Genomic DNA, 23,362 nt, shown 5'->3' on the forward strand with positions numbered 1-23,362 from the left:
TTCGTCTCGCTGCGCTCGCTCAGGGACCGGTGGGCAGCGGTCCCTGAGCGAGGAGCGTAGCGACGAGACGAAGGGCGCTCAACGACCCCGAGGGCTCACTGGTTGAGCACCTCGGACTTCACGCGGCTCTGCATCTCGGAGATGCCGTCGTCCACCGACTTGCTGCCGGTCATGATGAGCTGGTGCTCCTGGTCGAACACGCTCTGCAGCTGCGCCGCGAGAGGACCGGTCGCGCCGTCGGGGCGGATCGTGTCGGGCGTGAACGCCTTCTTCGAGGTCGCGTCCTGCGGCATGCCCTTCAGTGCGAAGTACTGAGTGGTGATCTCGTCGCTGTGGTAGGCGGGCACGATGCCGATCGATGCGACGGCCTTGGCGCCGTCCTGACCGGCCGCGAAGGTCAGGAACTTCTTCGCCGCGTCCTGGTTCTTGGAGTTCTTGTTGATGCCGAACCCGGTCGGACCGCCCATCGTGGTGACCTTGGATCCGCTCTTGATCTGCGGGATCGGCGCGATGCCCCAGTCGACCGACGTGGTGCCCGCGGCCGTGTCGGCCAGCAGCGCCGAGATGAGCCAGGTGCCCATCGGCACCATGGCGGCCTTGCCGGTCTCGAAGACCGTCTTGTACGAGGCCTGCTGGCTCTTCGCGGTGCCGTAGTCGAGGATCGTCCCGTCCTTCTGCATGCCGAGAGTGAGGTCGTACTGGTCCTTCATCCAGGAGTAGTCGGGCTTGTCGAAGGGCTTGTCCTGCTGCGCGGACGCGTAGCCCTGCACGAGCGAGTTCCAGACATGGAGGTAGGCGCCGTAGACCTTGTCCGCTCCGTCGCCCTTCGTGAGCTTCTTGGCGTCCGCGGCGAACTCGTCCCAGGTGAGGGCGGAGGGGTCGGCGACGCCCGCGTCCTTGAACAGCTGCTTGTTGTAGAACAGCACGCTGAAGTCCTGCCGATAGGGGACCGCGTAGTAGGTGCCGTCGGCCTTGTATTCGCCGAGCGCGGGGATCTTGTCGGCGGGCAGCGCCTTGACGAGGTCGTTCACACCGACGAGCTGCTTCTTCTGCGCATAGCCGCCGAAGTCGGTGAGGTTCTTGACGGTGATGATGTCGGTCGTGTCGCCGCCCGCGAGCATCGTCGTGACCTTGTCCTCGTAGTTCGCGGCGAGGATGTCGACCGGTTCGATCGTGATGTCGGGGTTGGCCTTGTGGAACGCGTCGAAGAGGGCCTTGAACTCGGGCGTCTGCGCGTAGTTCCACACCGAGACGCGCAGCGTCGTGCTGCCGCCGCCCGAGGCGGTGGAGGCCGGGGCGGACGTGCCGGCGCAGCCGGCGAGGGCGAGCGCCGCCGCGGCGACGGTGCCGACGGCGATGAGGGATCGCTTCATGCGAGGTTCTCCTTCTGGGATGGATCTGGGATGGATGCGGGTGAGATCGGGTGGTGCGGATGAAGGGGAGGGCGGCTCAGGCGCTGAGCTGCAAGGCGTCGACGGTGACCTCCTCGTGCAGGGGCAGCCCTGCGGTGAAGCGCTCGAGCTCGTCGAGCGCGGCGTCGGTCATGCGGTACAGCTCTGTTCCGAGGGAGCCCGCCAGATGCGGCGTGATCATGACGTTCGGCAGCCCGTAGAGCGGCGAGTCCGCGGGCAGAGGCTCGGGATCCGTCACGTCGAGGATCGCGTTGAGGCGGCCGCTCGCGCACTCGCGCTCGAGCGCTGCCGTGTCGATCACGCTGCCGCGGGCGGTGTTGATGATGGTCGCGTGATCCGGGAGCGCGGCGAGCTGCGCCGTGCCGATCATGTGGCGGGTCGACGGCAGTTCCGGGGCATGCAGCGACAGCACGTCCACTCGGGGCAGCAGCTCCTCGAGCGTCGTGTGCACACCTCCGGCCGCGGCGATCTCGGACGGATCCGCATAAGGATCCGCGACGAGGACCGTGACGTCCTCGAGCTGCTGCACGATGTCGACCACGCGGCGGCCGACGCGGCTGAAGCCGACGACGCCGATCGTGAGGCCCAGGTTGCCGAGCCCGCCGAAGCGCGCCGCCCTGAGGCCGTTCTGCCGGCGCGTCTCGGGGTCGGCGGCGATGAACGGCGCCTTCTTGCCCGCGAAGATGATCGCGGCGAGCGTGAACTCCGCCACCGGCACCGCGTTGACCTCGGCGACCGAGGCCGCGCGGATCCCCCGGCGCCAGAACTCCTCGCTCACCTGCGGGCGGATGGAGCCGGCGCAGTGCAGCATCGCGCGCAGGTTCGGCATCCGATCCAGGCGCGCGGCGTCGAGTCGAGGCGCGCCCCAGCCGGTCAGGAGAACCTCGACGGAGGCCAGTCGTTCCGCCAGGGCGGGGTCGTCCAGGTCATCCGTGAAGACCGGCTCCTGAATGGTCGCGATGCGCCGCAGTCGCGCGATGCGTGCGGCGTCGAACTGGCGCTCGAACACCTCGCGCGACATCACGACGAGAGCGTGGGGGGTGGTCGTTGCGGTCATTCCCGAGGGGTCCCGTCCTTCGTCAGATCCCGACGAGGCAGGGCATTGCGTCGTCGCTGAACTCAGTAGATACTCGGACTCGTTCGAGACGAAATGAAACGTTCAGAGTCGAACAGATACAAGCACAAGCGAAAGTTGAACCATGACGCGGAACCCCGATGCGGACGTCCTCTCCCGGGTCAGCGCGCACGCGGTGCCGCCACCCGGAACGGCCGTGAGCCCCGCGGAATTCCGCGGGCCGCTGTTCGCGGAGTGGGGTCCGTCGATGCGCGGCGAGGCGTTGCACACGGTGGTCGGGGGAGTCGGCGCCGAGACCCTGCGTGAGCGAGTCGGGATCTCCTCGATCGAACACCGCGACGTCTGGGGGCAGGCGGATCCGATCACGATCGAACGGATCCTCGCGACGGCGGAGGAGGACCGCGGCCGCCCCTGGGCCGACGCCCTCGGTTCGCTGTTCGCCCGCTACGTCCGCGACGGCGACCGCGCGAGCTACGAGCGGGCGGTGTCCGATCGGCAGGAGCGGCTGACGCGCGCCGTGATCGCGGCGGCCGCGACCGAGGACCCGGTATGGATCGACGAGGCGGCCGACGGTGTCGTGGTGCTGTGCGAGCAGAGCACCTGGTCGCTGCCCGCGCACGACGACGCGCACGCCCGGCGCGGGTTCGTGCTGCCCGACGTCGCCTCGCCCTACCTCGATCTCGTCGCGGGCGAGATCGTGGTGCAGCTGGCCGTCGCGGACCGGATCCTCGGCCCCCGCTGGGACGAGAGCTGGCCCGGACTGCGCGAGCGCATCCGGCACGAGGCCGAGACGCGCGTGTTCACGCCCTTCGAGACGCGCGACGACCTGTGGTGGCTCGGATACTGGCGCGACGTCAACAACTGGAATCCCTGGATCCTCGGCAATGTGCTGCTGGCGGCCGTGCTCCTGCTCGACGACGCCGACCGGGTCGCCCGGATCCTCGCGCGCGCACTCGACAGCCTCGACCGCTATGTCGCGGAGCTGCCCGCCGACGGGGCGATCGACGAGGGCGTCGCGTACTGGTGGAACGGCGCGGGGCGCATGCTCGAGATGCTGGACACCGTGGCCGCGATCACCGACGGCGGACTCGACGCCGCCGGGATCCCCGTGGTCGCAGAGGTGCTGCGGTTCCCGATGCGCATGCACCTCGGCGGGGACTGGTACGTGAACGTGGCCGATGGCTGGGCGCGCTCGCGCGGGCACGAGCCATGGCAGCTCCCGTTCCGCTGGGGGAGGCGCACCGGAGACGCGAGGGTGGCGGAGTGGGCACGGGCCGCCCGCCGGCCCGGCGCGCCCGTCGCGGATGCCACGGGAGGGCTGCCGCGGCTCGTGCGCGCGCTCGCCGACACCGCCTGGCGGGACGCGGTCCCCGCCTCCGCACCGCTTCCGGCAGCGGTCTGGCTGCCCTCGGTCCAGGTGCAGGTGCGCCGCGCCGAGGCCGGCTCCGAAGCAGGGCTCGCGCTCGCCGCGAAGGGCGGCACGAACGACGAGAACCACAACCACAAGGACCTCGGGGCCTTCCTCGTCGCCGCGGGCGGCAGGCAATTGCTCGTCGATGTGGGCAAGCCCACCTACACGGCGCAGACGTTCAGCGCCGAGCGGTATCTGATCCGCGCGATGCAGAGCGGCTGGCACAGCGCCCCCGCGCCGTTCGGGCTCGAGCAAGGCGAGGGGCCCGCGTTCGCCGCTCAGGTGATCTCCGCGCCGCGGGGCGAGCCGGCATCGACCCGGCCGACGGACTGCGAGCCGGAAGAGACCGGGGGCACGGGCGAGTTCGAGCTGGAGCTCGCCGGCGCCTACCCGCTCCCCGAGGGCGACTCCTGGCGCCGCACGTTCCGGTTCGGCGACGCCGGAGAGGGCTCGGGCCGGATCGAGGTGGTGGATCGGTGGCGACTGGGCGAGGACGGCGCGCACCGGATCCACCTCATCGCCGCGGGTGAGGTCACGCCCTCCCGCGGTGCGGTCGAGGTCGCGGCGGACGGGCGGAGCATCCGCATCGCCGCGGGCGACGGCGACGCACCGGTCACGCCCTCGCTCGAGGTGTGGGAGCTGGACGACCCCGAGCTGATCGCGGTGTGGGGTCCGCGGCTCACCCGCCTCGTCTACGACGTGGCGGGACGTGCCGGCACTTTCACGACCGTGATCGAGGAGCTCTCGTGAGCGGGCGGGATCCGCTCTTCGCGCTGCAGCGACGGGAGCGGATCATGGATGAGATCCGTGAGCACGGCTCGGTCAGCGTTTCCTCGATCGCTGCTCGCCTGGGCGTGAGCGAGCTCACGATCCGGCGCGACATCAACACGCTCGCCCAGCAGGGGCTCGTCACGCGCGTACATGGCGGAGCGACTCTGCGCAGCGCGCTCGAACCAGGGCTCAGCCCCGCGCTCGCCGGGCACGATCCGGCCGTCACCCGCTACACGATCGGGATGGTCGTGCCCTCGCTCGAGTACTACTGGCCGCCCATCGTGCACGGCGCGAGAGCACAGGCCGCACAACTGCGCGCCCGGCTGCTGCTGCGTGCGTCGACCTACGACCTGCGGGACAACCGCCGCCAGGTCGAGGCGCTGCTGAACACCCCGGGGTTGCACGGGCTCATCGTCGCCCCCGACACGTTCGGCGAGCACGCGGTCGAGATGCTGGAGTGGCTCGACGCGCTGCCCGTGCCCGTCGTGCTCGCAGAGCGCCGGGTGCGCGCGGCGGCCGCGGCGCCGCATCTGGACTCGGTCGTCTCGGATCACACCGCGGGCGCCGCGCTCGCCGTGCGGCACCTGCACGCGCAGGGGCACGAGCGCATCGGCCTGATCACCGAGACCGAACGTCCCACGGGTCGCTACGTGCGGCGCGGGTGGGAGAGCACCCTGCGCTCGCTCGGGCTGCCGACCGACGCCGCCAGCATCAACGGCGTGCGCTTCGATACCGCGGGGCGCGAGCAGACGATGGACGACGCGCTGCAGATCATCCGGGACACCGCCACCACGGCGGTCATCGTGCTGCCGGATCCGCAAGCCCTCGCGCTCGAGCAGCATGCCCTGGACCGCGGCCTCCGTGTGCCGCACGACCTCGCGATCGTCGCCTATGACGACGACGTCGCCCGCTTCGGCGATCCCGCGATCACCGCGGTCCGTCCGCCCAAGCAGCACGTCGGGCGCGAGGCCGTGAACCTGCTCATCGCCCGGCTCGAGGCCGGCAGCGGCCGCCCCGCGTTCCGCGTGAAGCTCAGCCCCGAGCTGCACGTGCGCGAATCCTCGCTGCGGCCGAGCGTCCAGGCACTGGCGGATCCCGTCGTGCCGACCCCTAAAGCCTCGACCCCCACCGCCTCGATCCCTCTCGTGAAGGAGACCCCGTGACCGCCTTCGACCCCGCCCGTCTGATCCTGCCCCCGGAGGACCGCGCGCTCTCGCCGCACACCGGATGGACGCGCGATCACTGGGCCGCCGTGGCCGATCACCTGCTGCTGTCGCTGCGGCCGTACTTCACGCCCACCCGCAGCCAGGTGCGCCTGCCAGGGCAGACCAGCAGCAGCGGCGCGGACAGCGACGGTCTGGAGGGCTTCGCGCGCTCGTTCCTGCTTTTCTCCTTCCGTCTCACCGGCGAGGGCGGGGCGGATCCGCACGGGTTCCTGGACTGGTATCGCGACGGGCTCGTCGCCGGCACCGACCCGTCGAACCCGGAGCGGTGGATCCTGCCCACCGAGCAGGCGCAGGCCGAGGTCGAGGCCGCCTCGATCGCCCTGGGTCTTCAGCTCACCCGGCCCTGGCTGTGGGACACGCTCGACGCCCCCGCGCAGCAGCGCATCGTGGATTGGCTGGCGCTGAATCCGGTGGGCTGGTACCCCGACAACAACTGGCTGTGGTTCCGGATCACCGTCGAGACGTTCCTCGCCTCGGTCGGGGGAGCGCACGACCCTGCACGGATCGCGTCGGACCTCGCCCGCATCGAGGACTACTACCAGGCCGACGGCTGGTGGGCCGACGGTACCTGGCGCGCCTACGACTACTACTGCGGCTGGGCGATGCACCTGTACCCGCTGCTGTGGGCGGGGTCGCAGGGATCCGCGGAGTTCGGATCCGAAGCGCTCGCGCCGGTGTTCCGCGCCCGACTGACCGCGTTCCTCGACGACTACACCGTGCTCATCGGCGCCGACGGCATGCCGGTGCTGCAGGGGCGCAGCCTCATCTACCGGTTCGCGACGGCGGCGCCGCTGTGGATGGGCGCGATCACCGGAGCGACCCGCCTGCCGCTCGGCCTGCTGCGTCGTGCGGCCTCCGGCCAGCTGCGCGCCTTCGTGGAGCGCGGCGCGATCGACGAGCGCGGTCTGCTCACGATGGGGCTGTTCGGCGAGTGGCCCGCGATGGCCCAGTCGTATTCGGGCGCCGGATCGCCGTACTGGGCGTCGAAGGGCTTCCTCGGCCTCGTGCTGCCCGCGGACCACGAGGTCTGGACGGCCGTGGAAGAGCCGCTGCCGATCGAGCAGGGCGATGTACGCCGGGTGATCCGGCCCGCCGGCTGGCTCGTCAGCGGCACTGCGGCCGACGGCATCGTGCGCGTGATCAATCACGGCGCGGACCACGCATTCGAGGGCGACCGCATCGGCGACTCGGCGCTGTACGCCCGATTCGGCTACTCCAGCGCGACGCTGCCGCCGCTCATCGGCGCGACGATCGACGACCCCGCCGACAACATGGCGGGCGCGCTCGACGCTCAGGGGCGATCCACCCACCGCACCGGGTTCGCCCGCGGCGCGATCGGCGACGACGGCATCGCGGCGTTCGCGACTTCGACGGCCGACGCGCACTGGGTGGATTCGAGCGTCGACGCCCCGACATATGACCATGGGTCCGGACGCGCGGGCGCCGTGACGGACGGCCCGCTGCTGGCGACGGCGAGCGTCGTCCGCGGATCGTGGGAGGTGCGCGCGACCCGGCGTCTGCCCCGGGAGGGCGTCGCCGCGGCGCCGCTGCCGGTGCGCGTGAGCGGCTGGCCGCTGACCGGTGCCACCGCAGCGGCGATCGCCGAGACGGGCGATATCGCGATCGCGCTCGACCTGGACGGGCTGCGTTCCGAGCTGCGTGTGCTGTCGGGCGTGGCGACGGCGTCGGTGCGCACCGAGACCGGTGCCTCTCCGATCGGCGAGGTCACCTCGATTCCGCGGCTCGACTTCGCCGCGGTGGGAGAGGGCGACGTCGTGATCGCCGCGGTCCGCCTGGGCCGTGGATCCGACTCGGCGCCCTCGGCGCTTGCGGTCGTGACCGACGCGGGCGAGGCGCTCGTCGAGGTGCGCTGGCCCGACGGCGCGATCAGCACGGTGCGGATCGGCTGAGCCTGCGCGGATGGCCGGTTCAGTCCGCAGCCTGTCAGCCCGCGGTCGTGAGGCGGATCGCGTTCGCCCAGGGATCCTCGAACGCGAGTGTGCGCCCGTCATCGCGCACGGGGACGCCGAAGTGCGTCATGCGCTCGGCGACCGATCCGAGATCGTCCGCGCCGGGCAGCACGATGTCGACGCGGCCGAGGCCCAGCGCCGGGGAGCGCCGGCCGGCGCCCGCGCTGTTCCAGGTGTTCATCGCCATGTGGTGGTGGTAGCCGCCGGCGCTCACGAACAGGGCCGATCCGCCGAGCTCCGAGGTGGTCTCGAACCCGAGCCGGTGCACGTAGAACTCGCGCGCCGAGGCCACGTCACCGACCGAGAGGTGCACATGCCCGACGCTCGCGCCGCCGATCACAGGGTCGTCCGTGCCGCGCTCGGTGAGGTGTTCGCCGAGGAACGCGTTCGGGTCCAGGGAGAGGGTGTCCATCTCGATCCGGCCGTGCGCCCAGCTCCACTGCGTGCGGTCGCGGTCCCAGTAGAGCTCCACACCGTTGCCCTCCGGATCCGTGAAGTAGAACGCCTGGCTGACGAGGTGATCCGCGCTGCCGGTGAAGGTTCCGGGGGCGTGCCGGGCGACCGAGTACAGCGCGGCGGCGAGGGCCGCCTGCGTCTCGAACAGGATCGCGGTGTGGAACAGCCCCGCCACGCGCGGCGCCGCCCGTGTCAGGTCGGGGCTGTGCTGCAGGATCACCACCGGTGTCGTGCCGCGACCGAGCACCACGCGGTCACCCTCGGCGGACAGCACCCGCAGCGCCACCGCATGGCGGTAGTACGCGGTCATCGCGTCGAGATCGGCGACGAGCAGCGTCACGGCGCCCATCGCGGTGTCGGCGGCGAGGAGATCGGAGCGGGAGGAAGTCACGGTCTATGCAACCGAATGGACCTAGGATCCATTCCGGTCGGATCCGAGGACGCGGGGCTGATTCGCCGGCGTGTGCGGCTCAGGGCCGCAGCGCCGCCTCCCAGCGCGTGCCTGTGGTGAGCAGCCGGGGCAGGCCCGCGACGAGTCCTCGGCGGGGGAGCTCGTTCATCATCGCGCTTTCGGCAGGCAGCCGGCCCTGCTCGCCCCGGCTCAGCCGCTGCAGCGCGTGCAGCAGCGCGAGCGGGTGCGATTCGAGGGCGCTGTGCCCGTTCTCGATCTCGACGAGCACGGTGTCGGGTGCGGCCGCCGCCACACGCCGCGCCACGGCGGCGGGCGTGCGCAGATCGCGCGAACCCGTCAGCAGCACGGTGGGCCAGTCGAAGCCGGCCGCCGCGGCGGTCAGGTCGAAAGGCTCGCCGGCGAATCGGGGGAACCGGTCGGCGACCGCCGCGTAGGTGAGCGAGGGGTCAAGGGCTGAGCCGTCCGGATCCGGCCCGAACCCCAGCTCGCGGAACGCGATCGCGCCGACCAGATCGAACTCGTAGAACCCCGGCACGTGCGCCTCGGATTCGGCCTTGTCGACGTACGCCTCCAGGGCCGACCACACCGACCCGTGCGCGCGGGAGTCGTGACGGGGGCGCCCGCGTCGATCCGTGCGCCGCGCATCGTGCAGGCGCTGGCGCAGCAACGGCTCCAGCAGGCCCTCTCCGCCCAGCTCATAGGCCGCGCGCAGCACACCGAGGAGTATGCGCGGATCCGAACCGTCGTCCAGCAGCTCGCGCACCGAGGCGGCGATCCGGGTGTCGCCGTCGAGGAACAGCCCGCGGATCATCGCGCGCTCGGCATCACGGTCCGCGACGGACTGCAGGGCGGAGTCCAGGAGCATCCCGGCGACGCGTTCCGGGTGGCGGGCGCCGAAGGCCGCCGCGACATAGCTGCCGTAGGAGGATCCGGAGACGTACGCGCGGTGCACGCCCTCCTGGTCCAGGACAGCGGCGAGATCGTCGATCACGTCGACGATGCGCATCGCCGACAGCGGAAGGCTGCCGCCTTCGAGGTCGGCGCGGGACAAGCCGACGCCGCGGTGCTCCATCATGATGACGTCGAGCCCGAGCGCGGCGGCGCTGCGCCGGAACCGTCGGTAGGGGAGCACGGATCCGAGTCCGGGGCCGCCGGGGATCACGACGATCGGTGTGGCCGAGCGGGTTCCGCTGCGCACATAGGCGAGGTCGAAGGCCGGCGCGGTCGGCGTCGCGGGGCGTCGCACGCGGCGCACGCCCCGCACGGACGCGGCGAGCAGACGCGGCAGCGCGCTGGGCGCTCGTGTTCCGCGTCCCGCCTCGCTCTTCGCCTTCGCCATGCGTCGATGATGCGCGCCGGCCGTTGGCGGGCGCTGTCCGGCGGCTATCAGCGGGGTTAAGGTCGCGCTTCGGGCGTCGCCATGGCCTCCACGGCGTCGTCGGCCTCGGTCACGATCGCGGCCATCGCCACGGCTGCGGCCTCGGGGTCGCGCGAGGTGATCGCCGCCGCGACGTCCTGATGCAGCCGCAGGGCGGTCGCATCCGCGCGATGCGGCATGAGCGCGTGCGCCGTGCGCCCGTGCAGCAGCTCGGCGACGACACCCGTGAGCCCGGCGAGGTAGGGGTTGCCCGACCCGCGCAGGACGGCCGCGTGGAACTCCGTGTCGAACTGCAGGTAGGCGGGCTCGTCGGCCCTGTCGCCGTGCTCGACCATTCCGAGCACCGCCTTCACGAGCGTCGCGCGCTGCTCGGGGGAGGCGTGCGCGGCGGCGAGGCGTGCGGCGAGCGGCTCGATCGCGGAGCGCAGCTGACTGAGCTCGTGCAGGGTGCGGAGCCGGTCGGATCCGGCCAGTCGCCAGCGGATCACCTCGGGGGCGTACGGACTCCACCGTGCGGCAGGCAGGACCTCCACACCGGCTCGTCGGCGCACCTCGACCATGCCCATGGTCTCGAGCACGCGCACCACTTCGCGCATCGCAGAGCGGGAGGCGCCGTACTCCGCGGCCACGTCGGCGGTCAGCAGCCGAGCGCCGGGCGCGAGCTCGCCCTCCACGATGCGCATGCCGATCGCGTCGAGCAGCCGGTGGTGCTGCGCGGATGCCGCCTCGGGCGTACCTTCTGCCATGAAGCCCATTATGGCGATAGCCCGGCAAGAGAGTGGCTGGTCCGCTTGTAGCGGGGCGTATAGCAAAGTCTTGCTTGATTAAGTCCTACTTATCGCTTACGCTGAGGCGAAATCTCTCCGCCAGACCAAGGAAGCTCATGGCCATGTCCTCGAACCTTCTCGCCGCCGTCCCCGGAACACTCCTCTCGGCCGCCGATCCCGTCCCGCCCACGACGACCGCCCCGGAATGGGTGCTGATCCTCGCGGCGCTCATCGGCATCGCGACCATCGTGGTGCTGATCACCTGGGTCAAGCTGCATCCATTCCTCTCGCTCCTGATCGGCGCGCTCATCACCGGCCTCGTCGCCGGCATGTCCGCGACGCAGACGGTCACGAGCTTCTCCAACGGCTTCGGATCCACCGCGGGCGGCGTCGGCGTGCTGATCGCCCTCGGCGCGATCTACGGCAAGCTGCTCGCCGACTCAGGCGGCGCGGACCGGATCGTGGACACTCTCGTGTCGCGCGCGAGCGCTGCGGCGTTGCCCTGGGTCATGGGCCTGGTGGGGGCGCTGATCGGCCTGCCGATGTTCTTCGAGGTCGGCCTCGTGCTGCTCGTGCCGGTGATCATCCTGGTCGCCCGCCGCTCGGGCGTCTCCCTGATGAAGATCGCGATCCCGACGCTCGCCGGCCTGTCGGCCATGCACGGCCTCGTGCCGCCGCACCCCGGCCCGCTCGCCGCGATCAGCCTGATCGGCGCGAACCTCGGCCTCACTCTCGCGTTCGGCGTCCTCATCGCGATCCCGACCGTCATCGTCGCGGGCCCGCTGTTCGGTCGCCTCGCCGCCCGCTGGGTCGACGTGCCCGTGCCCGCTCTGTTCCAGACGGCCGAGGACTCCGCGCAGCCCGGGGAGACCGGGGAGGTGCAGGCGCGCCGGCGCCCCGGATTCGGCACCACCCTGTTCAGCATCCTGCTGCCCGTGGTCCTGATGCTGCTCTCCGCGATCACCGACATCGTCGCCCCGAACGACACCTCGGCGGTCAAGGGCATCATCGATTTCCTGGGCAAGCCGGTCATCGCGCTCCTCATCGCCGTGCTGGTCGGCATGGTCGTGCTCGGACGCGGGGGCGGCATGAGCTCGAAGCAGGTCGGTGCCTCGGTGTCGGCGTCGCTCCCCGCGATCGCCGGGATCCTGCTCATCGTGGGCGCCGGCGGCGGCTTCAAGCAGGTGCTCGTCGACTCCACGATCGGCACGGTGATCGCGCACGCGATCTCGGGCATCGGCGGGGCGCTGCCCGTCGTGCTGTTCTTCGCCTGGCTCGTCGCCGTCCTGATCCGCGTGGCCACGGGATCCGCCACGGTCGCCACGATCACGGCGGCCGGCATCCTGCAGCCGCTCGTGCACGACCTCGGCCTGTCGCCGGCCGGCTCCGCCCTGCTGGTGCTCGCGATCGGCGCCGGATCCGTCTTCCTCTCGCATGTGAACGACGCCGGGTTCTGGCTCATCAAGGAGTACTTCGGCCTGAGCATCCCTCAGACGCTGAAGTCTTGGTCGATCATGGAGTGCCTGATCTCGGTCGTCGGCCTCGCCGGCGTCATGATCATCGGCGTGTTCGTGGGCTGATCGGCGAGGAGACGATGATGACGACGCAGACGGTGCCGCCGACGATCCTGGTGGTGATGGGGGTCTCCGGATCCGGCAAGAGCACGCTGGCCGGAGTGCTGGCAGGGCGCCTCGGCTGGGCGCTGCAAGAGGGAGACGACCTGCATCCGGCGGCGAACGTCGCCAAGATGGAGGAGGGGATCCCGCTCACGGACGAGGACCGACGGCCGTGGCTCGAATTGATCCGTGAGTGGATCGTGGCCAAGCAGGATGCCGGCGAGTCCGGCATCGTGACCTGTTCGGCGCTGCGGCGCAGTTACCGCGAGATCCTGGCCCGCCCCGGCGTCGAGTTCGTGCATCTCGAGGGCACCAAGCACGACCTCGCCGAGCGCCTCGGCCGCCGCCTCGGGCACTTCATGCCGGCGTCTCTGCTCGATTCGCAGCTCGACACGCTCGAGCCGCTCAGGCCCGACGAGGCGGGCTTCGTCGTGGATGCGGCCCTTCCGGTGCAGGAGGCCGCACAGCAGGTGCTCGACTGGCTCGACGAGCACGGGACGCCGACCCGGTCCTGAACGAGCCGTGGTCCGCCCAGAGGCGCGGGCCCCGGTTCGGTCGTCGGATCGGATCGGATCGGATCGGATCGGATCCGAAGCGGTGCCGCGGTGCAGTCGGTGCCACAATGGGGCCCATGGGGAACGCGGGCAGTGTCGAGCTCGAGTCGGCCAGGGTGGTCCGCCTCCTGCGCGACTCGATCCTGTCCGGGCGGCGTCGTTCCGGTGACCGCCTGATTGAGCGGGACATCGCGGACGAGCTCGCCGTGAGCCGGCTTCCGGTGCGCGAGGCGATCCGGCAGCTGCTCGCCGAGGGCATGCTCACCGCGCGCCCGCGCTCCTGGGCCGTGGTGCGCCAGTTTACCGAGGACGACGTGCGCGACATCGCGCAGGTGCGCGATGTGCTCGAGGTGCTCGTGTTCGAGATCGCGGCACTGCGACACACGGCGGACGGGATCGCGAAGGTCGAGGCGGCGCTCGAGCGCGAGTTCGCTGCGGCAGGAGTGGGGGATGCAGCCGCCGCACGCGAGGCGGGGGCGGAGTTCCACCTGATCATGGCGGAGCTCGCGGATAACGCGACGGTCAACGAGATCCTCGGCATGATGCGAGGACGCCTGCTGCTGCTGTTCCGGGACCACGACGACCTCATCGCGATGGCTGAGGATCACGCGCGCATCTTCGAGTCGTTCGCGGCGCGGGACACGGCGACGCTGCGGCTGCGCGTGCAGCGCCACCTCCGCGCGGGCACCGCGACGGCCCTGCGCAAACTCGCGGCCTACAACGCTGAGACGGCAGCGATCCGCGCACGTGCCGCGGCCGCGCGCGACGCCTTATCGCTCGAGCGCGAGGATGCATCCGTCGCCGGCGAGTGACGCGGGTCAGCGCGGCGACATCGGCGTCGTCGTGTCGATCGCCTCGCGCAGCGGGCGGCGCATCGGCGTCCAGTAGCGCACCGGGGCGAGTCGCACCAGCGCGTCCACGAGCCGGGTCTCCCGCCCGATGAGTGTGCGTGCGCGGCGCTGCAGGGTGGCTCGCACGATGCGCTCCGCGGCGTCGGCGGGCTCCATGTGGTACATCGAGGCCTGTGCGGCGGCGGCCCGTCCCGCGACCCCCGGGTCGATCGAGGACGCGTAGCGCCCGTGCAGGATGATGCCCGTGCGCACGCCGGAGGGATAGACCGCGCCGACCGTGACCGTGGATCCCTCGACCTCGTGCATGAGGGCCTCGGAGAACGCGCGCACGGCGAACTTCGTCATGGCGTAGGGGATCCGGCCGCCCGGCGAGGCGAGGGCGTAGATGCTCGCGATGTGTGTGATGTGGGCGGCGGGGGAGCGGCGCAAGGCCGGCAGCAGCGCCTTGGTGATGGACACCGTGCCCCAGAGGTTCACGTCCATCAGCCAGCGCATCTCCTCCATCGTGAGCTGGTCGAGGGAACCGAGCATCGACGATCCGGCGCACGTGATCAGTGTCTGCAGTTCGGGATGGGCCGCTTCGATCTCCTCGCCGATCGCGGCGACGGCGGCGTCGTCGCGCAGATCGACCGGATGCACGGTCACGGTGCTGCCGGCGGCGCGCAGCTCATCGGCGACGAGGACGAGCCCCGCCCTGTCGCGGTCGATCAGCGCGAGGTTCGCACCGCGGCGCGCGAGCGCTCTGGCGGTATCGGCGCCGATGCCGTGGGCTGCGCCGGTGATGGCACTGCTGTGCCCTGATGCGTCGAGAACGGGCAACGCTCCTCCTACCGCTGCGCCCTCGCACGCTTCATCGCATGCGTCGGGTGGGCGCAGACGCTGGTCCCATCCTGCCCCATGGTCCTGCTCTTGCGGAACGGGAACCGGTACGCTCGATGTCAGAGGAGGTCGGAGTGGGAAAGAGCGCGGACGCCATCGCCGAGGGCGTGGCGATCGCCACGTCTGCCGCCCGTCTGACCGTCAAGAACCACATCCTCGTGGGCACGATCGCACAGGGCGGATCCTTCGACGTCTCCAAGTACATGAACGACGCGCGGGAGGCGCTGCTCGCGCTCGCCGCGGAGTCGGAGGAGGCGGCGGAACTCGCCACCAAGCTGCGCAAACGCGCGCACGGACGGTACTCGGATCCGCACGGCACGCACGACTACCGCGACCGCGACGTGCGCAACCTCAAGCGCCGCGCGAAGCAGTCCTCGGCCGTCGCGGATCGCCTGCGCGAAATGGCGGAGGATGCGGAGACGCTGCGCTTCCTCGTCGAGGCCGCGCGCGCCGCCGCCTGGGGCGACGTGGCGGGCAACCTGCAGAGCCGGCTCACGGTCGAGGCCATGAGGCCCGACGAGGATCCCGACTACGCGACCATGCGCGAGGCCAGGATGCAGGCGCTCCGGCTCGTGGACCTGCAGGCGCTCGCCTCCGACCAGCGCGCGCGCCGCAAGAGCCGCGAGAAGGTCGACAAGGTCGCGGAGAAGGCCGACAAGGCCGCCGCGAAGGCGGCCGAGCGCGAGGAGAAGCGCTCCGCACGGCAGCTGCGCTGACGGCCGCCACGCCCGGCGGTGTCGCTCGTGCCGCTCTCGATTCGCGTTCCCGGTCGCCTCTGAGGTATTGTTGACGAGGCCCGCGAGAGCGGGCGGTCTTGTGAAAGACCGGATGCGCCTGTAGCTCAATGGATAGAGCATCTGACTACGGATCAGAAGGTTGGGGGTTCGAGTCCCTCCAGGCGCACACTGTGTTGAGACAGTAAGAAACGGCCCGCTTCGGCGGGCCGTTTCGCTTGTCCCTGGCGCTACCTCTTGGCGCAGCCCGCGACGTACGAGTCGTAGTCGCCGGCCTTGGCGGAGCTGACGATGCTTGTGGTCGCCGACGCCGTCGGGATCACGCCGACGACGTATCCCTCGCCCGAGTCGGCCGCGCAGGCGACCAGAACCGACCAGCCCGCGGAGTCTTCCCCGCCGTTGTATGTGGCCGGCTGGCCGATGACGTTCGGGGTGATGTCGATGATGATGAAAGGCCCCCCGAGACTGTCTTGAGTCTGCTCCAGGTTCTTGCCGACGAGTTGGTCCGGAGGGGGTGGTGTGGGTGTGCACCCCGCAGCGGCCAGCGTCGCGAGAACGACAAGCGCCGTTCCGCAGAGGCGTTGCGCCCTCGCCATCCCGACCTCGTTCCCCGAATGAGATCAACCCTCTCGGCCGCGACGTTCTCCTGTCAAGGATCCGCGTAGCGAGACGGCAAGGCCTCAGCCGAACGTGGCGTCCAGCGCCGCGCGCAGATCCGAGAGCAGGTCGTCCGTGTCCTCCAGCCCGACCGACAGTCGCAGGTGACCCAGCCGTCGGAAGGGCTCGGGGTACGTGGCCACGCGGCCGCCCTCGGTGCCCGTGTGCACGATGAGGGAGTCGTCGTGTCCGAGCGAGAAGCCCGAGGTGATCAGCCGCAGGTTCGCGACGAAGCGGTTCTGCATGTCGGGATCGCCGTCGACCGCGAAGGCGAGCATCCCGCCGAATGCGCCGCCGAACTGGCGGACGGCGAGCTCGTGCTGGGGGTGCGAGGGCAGGCCGGGGTAGTAGATGTAGGCGACGCGCGGGTCGTCGGCCAACAGCTCGGCGATCGCCTGCGCGGACGCGAGGTGTTGTCGCATCCGCAGCGGCAGCGTGACGGATCCGCGCTGGATCTGCCAGGCGTTGAACGGCGAGATGATCCCTCCGACGTCGACCATCGCGTCCGCCTTGATCGGTTCGATCAGCTCGCGGCGCCCGATGACGGCCCCGCCCATGGCGTCGCCATGCCCGTTGATGTACTTGGTCAGCGAGTGCACGACCAGGTCCGCCCCGTCGCCGAGGGGACGGTAGAAGGGCGGGGGCGTGTAGGTGGAGTCGACCATGAGGATGGCCCCCGCGTCGTGCGCGATGCCGGCGATCGCCACCACGTCGGTCACCTGCGTGGTCGGGTTCGCCATCGCCTCGACGCACACGAGGCGGGTGTTCGGACGCATCGCGGCCCGCACGGCATCGTGGTCGGTGATGTCGACGAACGTCGCCTCGATGCCGTAGCGCTGCGGCAGCAGCTCGGTCCACAGGCGCCAGGTCGCCTCGTAGGTCACGTCGCTGACGACCACGTGGTCGCCCACGCGGACGTGCGTGAAGAACACGGCGTGCAGCGCCGCGACCCCGGACGCCAGCGCGACGGCATCCTCCCCGCCTTCGAGTGCGGCGAGCTTGTCCTGCAGCGCCTGCTGGTTCACGCCGGTGTTGCGCGTGTAGAGGCCCGGGGCGGTGGCCGACCAGCTGATCTCGCTCGGATCGTCCGGGAGGAGGTAGGAGTTGGCCATCACGAGCGGCGTTCGCAGGGCCTTGGTCGAATCGACGTGGATGCCCGCGTGGACGGCGAGGCTCGCGTCGGACAGGGTTGCGGGACGCGTGCGGTCGGGACGTTCCGTCATGGAGTCCTCCTGGGTGTGGGCGATGGTCGTGGTCATCGCATCGGCAATACGCTAGCGTGTGATATCAACATCAGCAAATGTCTATATTGCACATGATGGAAGTAGGTGCAGCGTGGATGGGACGGATCAGCGCATCCTGGCTGAGCTGACGGCGGATGCTCGTGTCGCCCTCGTGGAGCTCGCGGCCCGGGTGCATCTGTCGCGCAACGCGGTGAAGCAGCGGATCGAACGCATGGAACGCGACGGCGTGATCGCGGGGTACACCGTGGTGCGCGGTGCGGCGGCGGCACGACGCGTGACGGCGATCGTGATGGTCTATCGCGCCGATCGCATGCGCGGCGCGCACGTCGTGACGGCGCTCGAGCGGATCCCCGAGGTGGTGCGCTGCGACATCCTCTCGGGCGAGTTCGACCTCTTCGTCACCGTGCGGGCCGACACCATGGACCGGATCGGCGAGATCTGGGAGCTGATCGCCGCCCTGCCCGGCGTCGAGAACACGGTCACATCGCTGTCGCTCACCCGCGTCATCGACAGGCCATGATCGGCGCCGGTCCCGTTCAGGTGCTGATGCACACCACCTTGGGCTGGGTCAGCTCCTCGTAGGCGAACCTCACGCCTTCGCGGCCCATACTCCCGTGCTTCGCTCCGCCGAACGGCATGCTGTCGACACGGTAGTCCGACGAGTCGTTGATCATCACGCCGCCCGCCTCGATCTGCTCGGAGACCCGCAGGGCCCGGGTGAGATCCGCCGTGAAGACACCGGCATGCAGCGCGTAGTCGGTCTCGTTCGCCAGGGCGATCGCCTCCTCCTCCGTGTCGAAAGGCGCGAGCGCGACGACGGGGGCGAAGATCTCGTCCTGCCACAGCGCGCAGGAGTACGGCACCTGGTCCAGGACGGTCGGCCAGTACACGGAGCCCTCGCGGCGGTGTCCGGCGAGCACGTGGGCTCCGCCGGCGACGGCGTCATCGACGAGACGCTGCGCGCGCTCGGCGGCCGACGCCGAGATCATCGGGCCGACGTCGGTGCGCTCGTCCGCCGGGTCGCCGGCGATGAGTTGCCTCGTGCGGGCGACGAACGCGTCGCGGAAGCGCTCATGCACCTCGCGCTGCACCAGGATCCGCTGCGCTCCCACGCAGTTCTGACCTGCCGCCCAGAAGGCGCCGGACACGCAGGCCTCGACCGCCGCCGGGACGTCGGCATCCGCGAACACCAGGACGGGGGCGTTACCGCCGAGTTCCATCGCGAGCCGCTTCAACCCCGCGCCGCGTGCGATGGCCTCGCCGGTCGCGAAGCCGCCGGTGAACGAGATCAACCGGATGTCGTGCGCGGCCACGAGGGCCTGCGCGACCGCCGGATCCCCGTGAACCGTGGTGATCACCCCGGCCGGAAGGCCGGCCTCGACGAGCAGGGCGACGAGGAACTCCGCGGTGAGCGGGGCGAACGGGGAGGGCTTCAGGATGATCGCGTCGCCCGCGGCGACCGCAGGGCCGAGCTTGTGGGCGACGAGGTTGAGCGGGTCGTTGTAGGGCGTGATCGCGACGATGACGCCGAGCGGCTCCCGGGTGAACCACCCGCGGCGCTTCTCGGATCCCTCGAAGGCGTCGAAGGGGATCACCTCGCCCGCGTGCGACCGCGCCGTCTCCGCGGAGAGGGACAGCGTCGTCACCGCGCGGCGCACCTCCTTGCGCGCCTGCCGGATGGTCTTGCCGGCCTCGCTCACGATGAGTGCGGCCGCGTCGTCCGCGCGTTCGCGGAGCAGGCCCGCCGCGCGGTCGAGGATCTCGTGCCGGGCGAAGCGCGACAGCGCGCGCGAGACCGCGAAGCCGGCGCGCGCCCGCTGCAGGATCCCTTCGACGTCCGCGAGGGCGCTCTGCGGAACGGATCCGATCGTCCTCCCGTCGAAGGGGCTGCGGACGACGAGCTCCGCGGACTCGGCGGCCATGACCGGATCTGCGAGCATCGGCGCGCTCATCGGATCGCCTCGGCGAGGGCGCGCTGGTGGGCGTCGATCGCGATGATGTCGGAGAGCAGGGCATAGGCGGTCTCGATGCGTCCCGCCCCGGGTCCTGAGACCGTCACGGTGCCGAGCAGATCCGTGTCGAACGAGACGGCGTTCATCGGTCCCGAGATGCCGGCCAGCGGATGCGTCGAGGGCAGCGCGACGGGCTCGACCGTCGCGACCACGTCGCCTGCGTCATCGCGCCGGGCGGTGCCGATCAGCTTCCAGCGCCTGCCGTCGGCGGCTGCTTCGGCGATGTCCTGAGGGGTGATGCCGGAGATCCCGCGCCGCGCGACGTCGGCGGTCGTGATGTCGGCGCCGAGGAGCTCGTTGGCGAGGATGACGACCTTCAGCTGCACGTCGGATCCCTCGATGTCGGCCGTCGGATCCGCCTCGGCGTAGCCGAGCGCCTGGGCCTCGGCGACCGCGTCCGCCAGAGTCATGCCGGACTCCATCTGCCCCAGCACGTAGTTGCTGGTGCCGTTCAGGATCCCCTGCACGGCAGAGATCCGAAGGCCCGGCAGGGCGTCGGACGCGAAGCGGAGCACGGGCGTGCCGCTCATCACGGAACCCTCGTACTCGAACCGCACGCCTCGAGCGTCCGCGATGCGGTTGAGCTCGGTGCCGGCGAGGGCGACGGGGCCCTTGTTCGTCGTCGTGACGCTCTTGCCGCTCTCGAGGGCTGCGCGCACGTGGGACACCGCGGGCTCGCCGTCCACGGGATTGGTGAACGTCGCCTCCACGACGATGTCTGCGGTGGTGCTGCGGATCACGTAGTCGTTCTGCGGCACCGCGACACCTCCGGTGAGTCCGGCGAAGGCGGCACCATCGGTCATCGTCAACACGGCGCCGAGGTCGATGCCCTCGGACTGCATGAGCGAGCCGAGGCGCAGGTCGGTGATCGCGACGACGCGCAGTGCGAAGCCGAGCTCGTCCGCCAGCTCCTCTCCGCGAACGTGGATGATCTCGGCGAGGGCGCGGTTCACGCCGCCGAAGCCGATGAGGGCGAGGTCATGACGATTCACGTCGTGCTCCTTCGATGCTCGGAGGGGATGGGCAGGTCGCGATCCATCCTGAGCGGGCGGGGTGTCGGTGCGCGCCTGCCCGATCGCCCGAGCGCACTGCCGTTGTGCCCACGGCGATGACGTTTCGCCCGAAGCGGCGATCAGGGGCGCGCACGTGCCGCCAGCTGTTGTGCGGGCGGACTCCGGCGCGGTAATGTCCGGAAACACTTCATGCAACATCGGCACATTGATGTGGTGATATAGCACGAAGATGTTCGTTTCACCCCTCACACCCTTCGAATGCGAGACATCATGAGCCCACTTCCCGGGGAGAAGGCGCTGCCCAACGCCCTGCCCCACACCACGGCCACGCAGGTGCCGCTGCGCCGGCTCCAACGCTCCATGGACGCCCGGCATCTGATCATGATCGCCCTGGGCGGCGTGATCGGATCGGGCCTGTTCCTCAGCTCCGGCTACACGATCAGTCAGGCCGGCCCGCTCGGCGCGATCATCGCGTACCTCATCGGCGCGCTCGTCGTCTACCTGGTGATGGCGTGCCTCGGCGAACTCGCGACCGCGTACCCGGTCTCCGGAGCGTTCCACATCTACGCCGCGCGCTCCATCGGCCCTGCCACCGGCTTCACGACGGCCTGGCTGTACTGGCTGTGCTGGGTGGTGGCCCTCGGATCCGAGTTCACCGCCGCCGGGATCCTCATGCAGCGCTGGTTCCCCGGCGTGCAGGTGTGGGTCTGGTGCCTCGTCTTCGCCGCGGTGCTGTTCACCCTCAACGCGATCTCCGCGCGCGTGTTCGGCGAGACCGAGTTCTGGTTCTCGCTCATCAAGGTCGTCGCGATCGTCGCGCTGATCGTGTTCGGCGGGGCGGCGATCTTCGGCTTCACGCCGCTGTCGAGCACGCACGCCGGCGCTGTGCTGTTCAGCAACTTCCAGACGCCGCACGGGCTCTTCCCCGGTGGCGCGGGCGGCGTGCTGATGACGTCGCTCGCCGTCTTCTACGCGTTCAGCGGATCCGAGCTGATCGGGGTGGCCGCCGGCGAGACGAAGGATCCGGGAAAGAACATCCCGCGGGCTCTGAGGTCCACGGTGCTGCGACTTCTGGTCCTGTTCGTGGGCTCGATCACGGTCATCGCCGCGATCCTGCCGTATGACAAGGCGAGCGTCACCAGCAGCCCGTTCGTGGATGTCTTCGTGTACGCCGGCGTGCCTTTCGCGCCGGACATCATGAACTTCGTCATCATCACGGCACTGCTCTCCGCAGGAAACAGCGGCCTGTTCTCCTGCGCGCGGATGCTGTTCTCGCTGGCGGAGGAGGGGCACGCGCCCCGGTCGTTCACGCGTCTCACCCGGCGCGGGATCCCCATCGTCGCGCTCAGCGTCAGCATGGCTCTCGGGCTGGTGTCGCTGCTGTCCAGCGTCATCGCGGCGGAGACCGTGTACCTCGCGCTGGTGTCGATCGCGGGCTTCGCGGTCGTGGCGGTGTGGATGTCGATCGTGGCGTCGCAGTTCTTCCATCGGCGCGCGTTCCTCCGCCGCGGCGGCGATCTGTCGACGCTGCCCTATCGCACGCCGCTCTTCCCCGTCCTGCCGATCGTCGCTTTCGTGCTGCTGCTCGTCTCGGTGATCGCGATCGCGTTCGATCCCAACCAGATCGCCGCGCTCTACTTCGGACTGCCCTTCGTCGGCTTCTGCTATCTGTTCTTCTGGTGGCGGTACGGACGTCGCGGGGCGAAGACGGCGGTCGTGGTCTCGGAGGAGGCGCCGGTCGAGCTCGGTGAGGATCCGGCCGCCGAGGAGCCGATCGCAGGCCGCCGGCGATGACCCTCGGGCCGGGATGGATCGAGGTCGACGTCGATGCGATCGCGCACAACGTCGAGGTCGTCCGGAAGACGGTCGGCTCCACCACGCCGTTGTGCGGTGTGGTGAAGGCCGATGCCTACGGGCACGGCATCGACCTCGTCCTCCCGGTCCTCATGAACTCCGGAGTCTCGACGATCGGCGTCACCTCGAACGATGAGGCGAGCCGCGCCCGCGAGCTCGGATTCCGCGGTCGCATCATGCGGCTGCGCACGGCGCTGCGCGACGAGATCGAGGATGCCGCCTCCGTGGGCGTCGAGGAGTGGGCGGGCGGGCTCGCCCACGCGCGCGAGATCGATGCGGCGGCGCGTACCGTGGGCCGGAGGATCCCGGTGCATGTCTCCGTGAACTCGACCGGACTCAGTCGAGACGGCGTCGACGTCGGCGACGAGCGGGGCAGAGCGGAGCTCGCCGAGATCGGCGGACTCACCGGGCTGCGCCCGATGGGCGTCTGCTCCCACTTCCCCTGTGAGGACGAGGAGGACGTCGCCGCAGGCGCCGAGGTGTTCCGTGCGCAGTCCGCCGAGGCCGTCCGCCTGCTCGGCGGGACGCCCGGCCTCGAGCGCCATTGCGCGACCTCCTATGCGGCGCTCACGGTCGCTTCATCGAGATTCGACCTCGTGCGGGTGGGAGCGGCGCTGTACGGGGACACTGCTGCGCCGGTGGCAGGGCTCCGTCCCGCGCTGCGACTGCTCTCCCGGATCGCTGCGATCAACACGTACCCCGCCGGCAGCACGGTCGGCTACGACCGCGTCCATCGGATCCCGCACGCCGCACGTCTTGCGGTCGTGCCGCTCGGATATGCGGACGGCTATCACCGGGTGCTCGGTGGGCGCGCTCATGTGCTGGTGCAGGGGTGCCGGGTCCCGTCGTCGACAAGCTCGCGATGAACTCTCTCGTGATCGACGTCACCGGTGTTCCCGAGGCGCGGATCGGGGACGAGGTCGTGCTGGCAGGCGAACAGGAGAGCGAGGCCATCCTCGCCCGGGACCTCGAGGCCGCATCGGGCCAGATCGCGGCCGATCTGTACACCGCGTGGGGGCGCCTGCTCCCGCGACGAGCACGAGCGGGGCGGGAGTCGTCATGATCGCGAA

Annotated in this window: 21 protein-coding genes and 1 tRNA gene; 12 read left to right on the forward strand and 10 right to left on the reverse strand. The window is 70.5% G+C overall.

The features are described 5' to 3' along the window. Nucleotides 1–95 precede the first annotated feature (95 nt). Nucleotides 96–1,373 (reverse strand): ABC transporter substrate-binding protein, encoded by a 1,278-nt coding sequence (locus tag AC1DG4_RS11545; RefSeq protein ID WP_477378288.1) that lies wholly within the window; start codon nt 1,371–1,373, stop codon nt 96–98. A gap of 76 nt (nt 1,374–1,449) precedes the next feature. Next, nucleotides 1,450–2,469, reverse strand: a complete 1,020-nt coding sequence (locus tag AC1DG4_RS11550) for a hydroxyacid dehydrogenase (RefSeq protein ID WP_477378290.1) — start codon at nt 2,467–2,469, stop codon at nt 1,450–1,452. 142 nt (nt 2,470–2,611) lie between these two features. Between AC1DG4_RS11550 and AC1DG4_RS11555 the strand changes: the two genes are divergently transcribed. The 3 genes from AC1DG4_RS11555 to AC1DG4_RS11565 are packed head-to-tail and all read left to right on the forward strand — an operon-like array spanning nt 2,612 to nt 7,805. After that, entirely contained in the window at nt 2,612–4,648 is a 2,037-nt protein-coding gene (locus tag AC1DG4_RS11555) for a heparinase II/III domain-containing protein (RefSeq protein ID WP_477378292.1), read from the forward strand. Continuing rightward, nucleotides 4,645–5,832: a LacI family DNA-binding transcriptional regulator gene (locus tag AC1DG4_RS11560; protein ID WP_477378294.1), complete on the forward strand. Its 1,188-nt coding sequence runs from the start codon at nt 4,645–4,647 to the stop codon at nt 5,830–5,832. Before AC1DG4_RS11555 ends, AC1DG4_RS11560 begins: the two co-directional genes overlap by 4 nt. Then, nucleotides 5,829–7,805, forward strand: coding sequence for a DUF2264 domain-containing protein (locus AC1DG4_RS11565; RefSeq protein WP_477378296.1), 1,977 nt, complete (start codon nt 5,829–5,831; stop codon nt 7,803–7,805). The genes AC1DG4_RS11560 and AC1DG4_RS11565 overlap by 4 nt, the downstream gene beginning before the upstream one ends. Before the next feature lie 34 nt (nt 7,806–7,839). Here the strand turns inward: AC1DG4_RS11565 and AC1DG4_RS11570 are convergent, their stop codons facing one another. The 3 genes from AC1DG4_RS11570 to AC1DG4_RS11580 form a co-directional block, all read right to left on the reverse strand. Then, on the reverse strand, nt 7,840–8,670 hold the full coding sequence (locus AC1DG4_RS11570) for a VOC family protein (RefSeq protein WP_477378712.1): 831 nt from the start codon (nt 8,668–8,670) through the stop codon (nt 7,840–7,842). A gap of 121 nt (nt 8,671–8,791) precedes the next feature. After that, entirely contained in the window at nt 8,792–10,072 is a 1,281-nt protein-coding gene (locus AC1DG4_RS11575) for an alpha/beta fold hydrolase (RefSeq protein ID WP_477378298.1), read from the reverse strand. 56 nt (nt 10,073–10,128) lie between these two features. Then, entirely contained in the window at nt 10,129–10,857 is a 729-nt protein-coding gene (locus tag AC1DG4_RS11580) for a FadR/GntR family transcriptional regulator (protein ID WP_477378300.1), read from the reverse strand. Nucleotides 10,858–11,000: 143 nt separating this feature from the next. Between AC1DG4_RS11580 and AC1DG4_RS11585 the strand changes: the two genes are divergently transcribed. From AC1DG4_RS11585 to AC1DG4_RS11595, 3 genes are all read left to right on the forward strand, one after another. Further along, on the forward strand, nt 11,001–12,458 hold the full coding sequence (locus AC1DG4_RS11585) for a GntP family permease (RefSeq protein WP_477378302.1): 1,458 nt from the start codon (nt 11,001–11,003) through the stop codon (nt 12,456–12,458). Between the two features lie 17 nt (nt 12,459–12,475). Next, the gene (locus tag AC1DG4_RS11590) at nt 12,476–13,009 is read left to right on the forward strand and encodes a gluconokinase (RefSeq protein WP_477378304.1); all 534 of its coding nucleotides are present in this window, start codon (nt 12,476–12,478) and stop codon (nt 13,007–13,009) included. Nucleotides 13,010–13,125: 116 nt separating this feature from the next. Continuing rightward, nucleotides 13,126–13,860 carry a GntR family transcriptional regulator gene (locus AC1DG4_RS11595; protein WP_477378306.1) on the forward strand — a complete coding sequence of 245 codons (735 nt, stop codon included), beginning with the start codon at nt 13,126–13,128 and terminating at the stop codon, nt 13,858–13,860. Nucleotides 13,861–13,866: 6 nt separating this feature from the next. Here the strand turns inward: AC1DG4_RS11595 and AC1DG4_RS11600 are convergent, their stop codons facing one another. After that, nucleotides 13,867–14,718, reverse strand: coding sequence for an SDR family NAD(P)-dependent oxidoreductase (locus AC1DG4_RS11600; protein ID WP_477378308.1), 852 nt, complete (start codon nt 14,716–14,718; stop codon nt 13,867–13,869). Between the two features lie 134 nt (nt 14,719–14,852). Between AC1DG4_RS11600 and AC1DG4_RS11605 the strand changes: the two genes are divergently transcribed. Further along, entirely contained in the window at nt 14,853–15,494 is a 642-nt protein-coding gene (locus AC1DG4_RS11605; protein WP_477378310.1) for an asparagine synthase, read from the forward strand. A 114-nt stretch (nt 15,495–15,608) separates the two neighbouring features. Then, nucleotides 15,609–15,681: transfer RNA gene (locus AC1DG4_RS11610), tRNA-Arg, on the forward strand. A 61-nt stretch (nt 15,682–15,742) separates the two neighbouring features. On the opposite strand, the gene AC1DG4_RS11615 is transcribed toward AC1DG4_RS11610, so the two are convergent. Together AC1DG4_RS11615 and AC1DG4_RS11620 are read right to left on the reverse strand one after the other, a co-directional pair. After that, on the reverse strand, nt 15,743–16,108 hold the full coding sequence (locus AC1DG4_RS11615; RefSeq protein WP_477378312.1) for a hypothetical protein: 366 nt from the start codon (nt 16,106–16,108) through the stop codon (nt 15,743–15,745). Between the two features lie 84 nt (nt 16,109–16,192). Then, nucleotides 16,193–17,428, reverse strand: coding sequence for a trans-sulfuration enzyme family protein (locus AC1DG4_RS11620; RefSeq protein WP_477378314.1), 1,236 nt, complete (start codon nt 17,426–17,428; stop codon nt 16,193–16,195). Between the two features lie 76 nt (nt 17,429–17,504). Between AC1DG4_RS11620 and AC1DG4_RS11625 the strand changes: the two genes are divergently transcribed. Further along, a complete protein-coding gene (locus AC1DG4_RS11625) occupies nt 17,505–17,933 on the forward strand; it encodes an Lrp/AsnC family transcriptional regulator (protein ID WP_477378316.1) in 429 nt (142 codons plus the stop codon). Between the two features lie 16 nt (nt 17,934–17,949). On the opposite strand, the gene AC1DG4_RS11630 is transcribed toward AC1DG4_RS11625, so the two are convergent. Together AC1DG4_RS11630 and AC1DG4_RS11635 are read right to left on the reverse strand one after the other, a co-directional pair. Continuing rightward, nucleotides 17,950–19,365, reverse strand: coding sequence for an aldehyde dehydrogenase family protein (locus tag AC1DG4_RS11630; protein ID WP_477378318.1), 1,416 nt, complete (start codon nt 19,363–19,365; stop codon nt 17,950–17,952). After that, nucleotides 19,362–20,417 carry a homoserine dehydrogenase gene (locus AC1DG4_RS11635; RefSeq protein ID WP_477378320.1) on the reverse strand — a complete coding sequence of 352 codons (1,056 nt, stop codon included), beginning with the start codon at nt 20,415–20,417 and terminating at the stop codon, nt 19,362–19,364. Before AC1DG4_RS11635 ends, AC1DG4_RS11630 begins: the two co-directional genes overlap by 4 nt. A gap of 291 nt (nt 20,418–20,708) precedes the next feature. On the opposite strand from AC1DG4_RS11635, the gene AC1DG4_RS11640 reads away from it, so the two are divergent. From AC1DG4_RS11640 to AC1DG4_RS11650, 3 genes are read left to right on the forward strand one after another with little or no spacing between them, the layout of a single operon-like run. Then, nucleotides 20,709–22,232 carry an amino acid permease gene (locus AC1DG4_RS11640; protein ID WP_477378322.1) on the forward strand — a complete coding sequence of 508 codons (1,524 nt, stop codon included), beginning with the start codon at nt 20,709–20,711 and terminating at the stop codon, nt 22,230–22,232. Further along, entirely contained in the window at nt 22,229–23,158 is a 930-nt protein-coding gene (alr, locus tag AC1DG4_RS11645) for an alanine racemase (protein ID WP_477420243.1), read from the forward strand. The genes AC1DG4_RS11640 and alr overlap by 4 nt, the downstream gene beginning before the upstream one ends. Continuing rightward, nucleotides 23,155–23,355 (forward strand): alanine racemase C-terminal domain-containing protein, encoded by a 201-nt coding sequence (locus tag AC1DG4_RS11650; RefSeq protein WP_477420245.1) that lies wholly within the window; start codon nt 23,155–23,157, stop codon nt 23,353–23,355. Before alr ends, AC1DG4_RS11650 begins: the two co-directional genes overlap by 4 nt. Nucleotides 23,356–23,362: the final 7 nt, after the last annotated feature.

Source organism: Microbacterium sp. 05N427, assembly GCF_056397105.1.

Coding starts and splice junctions, on each gene's coding strand:
- AC1DG4_RS11545 (WP_477378288.1), bottom strand. CDS start 1,373: ATGAAGCGATCCCTCATCGCCGTCGGCACCGTCGCCGCGGCGGCGCTC.
- AC1DG4_RS11550 (WP_477378290.1), bottom strand. CDS start 2,469: ATGACCGCAACGACCACCCCCCACGCTCTCGTCGTGATGTCGCGCGAG.
- AC1DG4_RS11555 (WP_477378292.1), top strand. CDS start 2,612: ATGACGCGGAACCCCGATGCGGACGTCCTCTCCCGGGTCAGCGCGCAC.
- AC1DG4_RS11570 (WP_477378712.1), bottom strand. CDS start 8,670: ATGGGCGCCGTGACGCTGCTCGTCGCCGATCTCGACGCGATGACCGCG.
- AC1DG4_RS11575 (WP_477378298.1), bottom strand. CDS start 10,072: ATGGCGAAGGCGAAGAGCGAGGCGGGACGCGGAACACGAGCGCCCAGC.
- AC1DG4_RS11580 (WP_477378300.1), bottom strand. CDS start 10,857: ATGGCAGAAGGTACGCCCGAGGCGGCATCCGCGCAGCACCACCGGCTG.
- AC1DG4_RS11585 (WP_477378302.1), top strand. CDS start 11,001: ATGTCCTCGAACCTTCTCGCCGCCGTCCCCGGAACACTCCTCTCGGCC.
- AC1DG4_RS11590 (WP_477378304.1), top strand. CDS start 12,476: ATGACGACGCAGACGGTGCCGCCGACGATCCTGGTGGTGATGGGGGTC.
- AC1DG4_RS11595 (WP_477378306.1), top strand. CDS start 13,126: ATGGGGAACGCGGGCAGTGTCGAGCTCGAGTCGGCCAGGGTGGTCCGC.
- AC1DG4_RS11615 (WP_477378312.1), bottom strand. CDS start 16,108: ATGGCGAGGGCGCAACGCCTCTGCGGAACGGCGCTTGTCGTTCTCGCG.
- AC1DG4_RS11620 (WP_477378314.1), bottom strand. CDS start 17,428: ATGACCACGACCATCGCCCACACCCAGGAGGACTCCATGACGGAACGT.
- AC1DG4_RS11630 (WP_477378318.1), bottom strand. CDS start 19,365: ATGAGCGCGCCGATGCTCGCAGATCCGGTCATGGCCGCCGAGTCCGCG.
- AC1DG4_RS11640 (WP_477378322.1), top strand. CDS start 20,709: ATGAGCCCACTTCCCGGGGAGAAGGCGCTGCCCAACGCCCTGCCCCAC.
- alr (WP_477420243.1), top strand. CDS start 22,229: ATGACCCTCGGGCCGGGATGGATCGAGGTCGACGTCGATGCGATCGCG.
- AC1DG4_RS11650 (WP_477420245.1), top strand. CDS start 23,155: ATGAACTCTCTCGTGATCGACGTCACCGGTGTTCCCGAGGCGCGGATC.